The 4,393-nt window shown below is 65.1% G+C and carries 6 protein-coding genes, 1 other RNA gene and 1 pseudogene; 6 read left to right on the top strand and 2 right to left on the bottom strand.

The features are described from left to right. The 6 genes and pseudogenes from G3N93_RS42535 to G3N93_RS34795 form a co-directional block, all read left to right on the top strand. A pseudogene (locus tag G3N93_RS42535) lies at positions 1-328 on the top strand (hypothetical protein); the annotation flags it as partial. Between the two features lie 12 nt (positions 329-340). Continuing rightward, a complete protein-coding gene (locus G3N93_RS34775; protein ID WP_174941596.1) occupies positions 341-691 on the top strand; it encodes an ATPase in 351 nt (116 codons plus the stop codon). Next, complete coding sequence (locus tag G3N93_RS34780; protein ID WP_011352906.1) at positions 688-1,002, top strand: cell division protein ZapA; 315 nt, start codon at positions 688-690, stop codon at positions 1,000-1,002. The genes G3N93_RS34775 and G3N93_RS34780 overlap by 4 nt, the downstream gene beginning before the upstream one ends. A gap of 81 nt (positions 1,003-1,083) precedes the next feature. Then, positions 1,084-1,265: non-coding RNA, 6S RNA (ssrS, locus tag G3N93_RS34785), on the top strand. A 71-nt stretch (positions 1,266-1,336) separates the two neighbouring features. Then, entirely contained in the window at positions 1,337-1,798 is a 462-nt protein-coding gene (locus G3N93_RS34790; protein ID WP_174942048.1) for an EVE domain-containing protein, read from the top strand. A gap of 181 nt (positions 1,799-1,979) precedes the next feature. Next, positions 1,980-2,720, top strand: coding sequence for an SIMPL domain-containing protein (locus tag G3N93_RS34795; protein WP_174941592.1), 741 nt, complete (start codon positions 1,980-1,982; stop codon positions 2,718-2,720). A 111-nt stretch (positions 2,721-2,831) separates the two neighbouring features. Here the strand turns inward: G3N93_RS34795 and lgt are convergent, their stop codons facing one another. Beyond that, positions 2,832-3,722, bottom strand: coding sequence for a prolipoprotein diacylglyceryl transferase (gene lgt, locus G3N93_RS34800; protein ID WP_011352909.1), 891 nt, complete (start codon positions 3,720-3,722; stop codon positions 2,832-2,834). A gap of 89 nt (positions 3,723-3,811) precedes the next feature. After that, positions 3,812-4,393 (bottom strand): LysR substrate-binding domain-containing protein (locus G3N93_RS34805; RefSeq protein ID WP_241026828.1); only part of this gene is annotated, 582 nt, incomplete at its 5' end.

Here is a 4,393-nt window from a genome sequence, read left to right on the forward strand (position 1 = left end):
TCGCGCAGTGGCCCGCGCCCGCATGCAGGACCTGCACGCGAAACGCGCCCGAGCCGGCCTGCGTCACGGGACGCGGCCGCTTACCGTTGCGGGGGCAGCGCAGGTTAGCGAGCTTCCGGCGCCCGCGCCCTGCTTCCCGTTTAACCGCGCGTTCCACGCGCGAGCACCGAGGCGGCGCCAGTTTAGGAGCGGGTTGCGCGAGCGTCAAGGAAGCGTCCGGACACGCACGGGAAGCGCCGATTCGCGGCAAGAAGCAGGGGTGTTACGACTGGAAACGTTACAGATGTCGGATTGCGCGTTATTCCGCGCTAAAATGCTGGGTCTTTAGAGGACGCAGCAAATGCTCAACGAACTCGAAACCCTATCTCAAAATATTGGCCGTCTGATTTCGCTGAACAAGCGCTATCACTCGGAACGGCTCGCGCTCGAGGAGCAGGTCGCGCAATTGCGCGCGGATGCGGACGCTGTCCGCGCGGAACTCGCGCAACTGCGCGACGAACGCAATGCACTTGCGGCCGAGCGTGACACGCTGTCGGCAAAGATCGACGACGCCCAGGTGAAACTGAACGCGATTCTCGAAAAGCTGCCGCGCTCGAAAAGTGCGGAGCAAGCCGACAACCAGCTTGACCTGCTGGATGCGCAGGCGCGTCCGGATGGCGATGACGCGGCCAGCCACGGAGAACATGCATGAGCACCAAGCAGATCGAAGTCTCGATACTCGGTCAGGCCTATCGGCTCGCCTGCTCGGCCGAGACCGAAGCGGCACTGCTCGAAGCGGTCGCGCGCGTCGACGCCGAAATGTCGAAAATCCGCTCGAACAGCTCGGTACGCGGCACCGATCGCATCGCCGTGATGGCGGCGCTGTCGCTCGCGTCCGAATTGCTGCGGCTGCAAACGAGCGTGCGGCATGGTGAAGCATTTCCCGCGGAGGAAATCCGTCGTACAATGCACCAGATGAACGAACAGCTCGGCGCGGTGCTCGCACAGCACGAGACGCAGTAACGTTTTAATCGATGCGTCGATTCCCCTTGATCTCCGCGATCAACGGTGGTCAAATTGGCGCATCGAAGCACAGTTCAGTCAGCTTCCCTGCCTGGTTCGCCAAGGTCATATATTCCTTGAACCAATGCCATGTGCACGGTTGCGGAAATTTGTAGCACGGGCGCGCGCGTCACTCTGTCTGATGTACCCGAAGTGCTGCTAACTGCGACCAATTCTGAACCTCAGGTTCAGGATGCCGGCCTAGCGGCCAAGGCGGGGGCCTATCCAACGGCATCGGGCGAAGCCCGGTGCCGTTTTCTTTTGTAGCAGCCTCTTTCTGCGTCGATCACGATCCATGCAATACTGGCTGATGAAGTCCGAACCGGACGAAGCAAGCATCGACGATCTCGCCAATGCACCGCAGCGCTCGCTGCCGTGGACCGGCGTGCGCAACTATCAGGCGCGCAATTTCATGCGCGACACGATGAAGATCGGCGACGGCGTGCTGTTCTATCACTCGAGTTGCCCCGAGCCGGGCATCGCGGGCCTCGCCGAAGTGTCGTCGACGCCCTACCCCGACCCCACGCAGTTCGATCCGAAAAGCCCCTATTACGACCCGAAGTCGACGCAGGAAGCACCGCGCTGGCTGCTCGTCGACGTGCAGTACGTGAAAAAATCGGCGCTCGTGCCGCTTGCGGCGCTGCGCGAACACGATGAACTCGCCGACATGCGCGTGCTCGCACGCGGCAACCGACTGTCGATCACGCCGGTCACGCGCGCCGAATGGCGCTTCATCACCGAAAAGCTGATGAAGTAGGCGCACGCCAAAGGTCAAATCTGGTCAGTACGCACTGCCGCCACGGAACTCGCGGCACTTTCGCGCGGCCTAAGCAACCGCTGTCGGCCGATCAGGCCGGCTGTCGTTTTTTTCGTCGCGCGGTACGCCCGCGTCGTGCACGCGTGATCCGCGTGCACGCCCTCGCACAAGGAGTCCAACAATGACCAAGAAATCCGCACTCGCGCTGTCGCTCGCCCTTGCCGCCGCCGTTCCCGTCGCGCTGACGCTCGCGTCGACCACCGCGCACGCGCAAACCGCGAACCCGCACTTTCCGGAGCCGGCAGGCGTGCTGTCGCTGTCGTCGCAGGCCAGCGCCGACGTGCCGCAGGACATCATCCACATCACGCTGTTCTACGAGCAGCAGGCCAAGGATCCGGGCAGCCTCACCGCGCAGTTGAACCAGCGCGCCGACGCAGCGCTGTCGCAGGCGAAGGGCGTATCGGGCGTCACCGCACACACGGGTGCATTCTCCGTGTACCCGAGCACCGATCGCGACGGCAAGATCTCCGCATGGCGCGGTCGCACCGAGGTCGCGCTCGAATCGCGCGATTTCGCGGCGGCGTCGAAGCTTGCGGGCCAGCTGTCGAACCTGATGCAGGTCGCGAACGTCGAGTTCTCGCTGTCGCCCGAAGCACAGCGTGCAGCCGAGCAGAAGCTCACGACCGAAGCGATCAAGTCGTTCCGCGCCCGCGCGGACGAAGCCGCGAAGGCATTCGGCTACAGCAGCTACACGATCCGCGACGTGAACGTCGGCGGCGGCCGCAACGTGCAGCCGTACCCGCGCATGATGGCGATGGCCGCGGCGCCGATGGACAGCGCGAAGATGAGCGCACCGATCGCCGTCGAAGGCGGCAAGGCCACCGTGTCGGTCACCGTCAACGGCTCCGTGCAGATGAAGTAACGCACAGCGCGCGGCAGTCCGAAATGAAAAACGCCGGCCCGAGGGCCGGCGTTTTTTATTGACCTGGATGGTGCCGATGCACGCGCCGATCGCACGTGCATCGGCAGTGCATCACGCAGCGGCATTCGCCGCGCGGCGGCGATACGCCCAGACCATCAGCGCGACGCCCGCGAGGATCATCGGCAGCGACAGCCACTGCCCCATCGACAGGCCGAGCGCGAGCAGGCCGAGGAAGTCGTCGGGCTCGCGCGCGAACTCGACCGTGAAGCGTGCGAGGCCATAGCCGATCAGGAACAGCGCGGACACGGCGCCCATCGGCCGCGACTTGCGCGCGAAGAGGAACAGCGCGAAGAACAGCACGATGCCCTCGAGCGCGATTTCATAAAGCTGCGACGGATGGCGCGGCAGCATCTGGTATTGCATGAACACGTCGGCGAGATGCCACTTCTCGACGAGCTCCGGATGCTTCGGCAACCATGCCGCATCGTCGCGCATCGCGCCCGGGAACAGCATCGCCCACGGTGCGGAAGGATCGGTCACGCGGCCCCACAGTTCACCGTTGATGAAGTTGCCGAGCCGCCCGGCCGCGAGCCCCGTCGGCACCATCGGCGCGACGAAATCGGTGACCTGCAGCCAGTGACGCTTGCGCTGCCACGCGAACAGCATCATCGCGAGCGTCACGCCGAGGAAGCCGCCATGAAACGACATGCCGCCTTCCCACACCTTGAACACGTCGAGCGGATGCGAGAAATAGAAATCGGCCTTGTAGAACAGCACGTAGCCGAGCCGGCCGCCGAGCACGGTGCCGAGCACGCCGTAGAACATCATGTCGTCGATGTCCTTCGCGGTCCAGCCTTGCGCCGCGACGTGCGGCAGCTTCAGGCGGATCCGGCCGACGACGATCGCCGCGATGAAGCCGACGAGATACATGAGCCCGTACCAGCGCACGGCCAGCGGCCCGAGATGGATCGCAACGGGGTCGAAATTCGGGTGAATGATCATGGGTTAGCGAAGAAGTTTTCGAATGCGGTACGGCCGTCGCAAACGCGCAGCACCGCGCTTTGGACGGCACCGGCGCGTCATCGTTCACGTCACGGGGCGAGGCCCTGCGCGCGCACGACGTCGATGAAGCCGGCCAGCACCGGGCTCACGTCGCCGGTGCGCCACACGAGGCCCGTCTCGACGACCGGCGCGTGATCGGCAAGCGGCCGGTAGACCACGCCGGTGCGCCGCAGGTTACGCAGCGATTGCGGCACCAGTGCGACGCCCATGCCGGCCGACACGAGGCTGACGATCGTCTGCATCTGGATCGCCTCCTGGCCGATGTGCGGAGTTTCCCCCGCCGCGCCGTAGCAGCCCGTAATGATGTCATAAAAGCCGGGCGCCAAACGACGCGGAAAGATCACGAGCGGCAATGCGGCAACCTCGGCGAGACGGACGGGCTCGTCTTCCGGCGCATCGCTCGCCGCGGCCGGCATCGCCACCACCAGCGGCTCGCGCACGACGGGCAGGTACGACAGCCCGGCCGCGTGGCGCGGCGGCACGGGCGGAATGACGAGCCCCGCGTCGATGCGGCCCGCGACGAGTTCATCGATCTGCACGTCGCTCGTCGCCTCCGCGAGTTGCAGCCGCACCTGCGGATAGCGCGCGCCGAACGCACGCAGCAGCGCAGG

Origin of the sequence: Burkholderia sp. Se-20378 (assembly GCF_017104665.1) — a bacterium.
Lineage (GTDB): Bacteria > Pseudomonadota > Gammaproteobacteria > Burkholderiales > Burkholderiaceae > Burkholderia > Burkholderia lata.

What these genes read in the sequence shown, in the direction of transcription:
- G3N93_RS34790 (WP_174942048.1), top strand. Translation starts at nt 1,337, where the DNA reads ATGCAATACTGGCTGATGAAGTCCGAACCGGACGAAGCAAGCATCGAC.
- G3N93_RS34780 (WP_011352906.1), top strand. Translation starts at nt 688, where the DNA reads ATGAGCACCAAGCAGATCGAAGTCTCGATACTCGGTCAGGCCTATCGG.
- G3N93_RS34775 (WP_174941596.1), top strand. Translation starts at nt 341, where the DNA reads ATGCTCAACGAACTCGAAACCCTATCTCAAAATATTGGCCGTCTGATT.
- lgt (WP_011352909.1), bottom strand. Translation starts at nt 3,722, where the DNA reads ATGATCATTCACCCGAATTTCGACCCCGTTGCGATCCATCTCGGGCCG.
- G3N93_RS34795 (WP_174941592.1), top strand. Translation starts at nt 1,980, where the DNA reads ATGACCAAGAAATCCGCACTCGCGCTGTCGCTCGCCCTTGCCGCCGCC.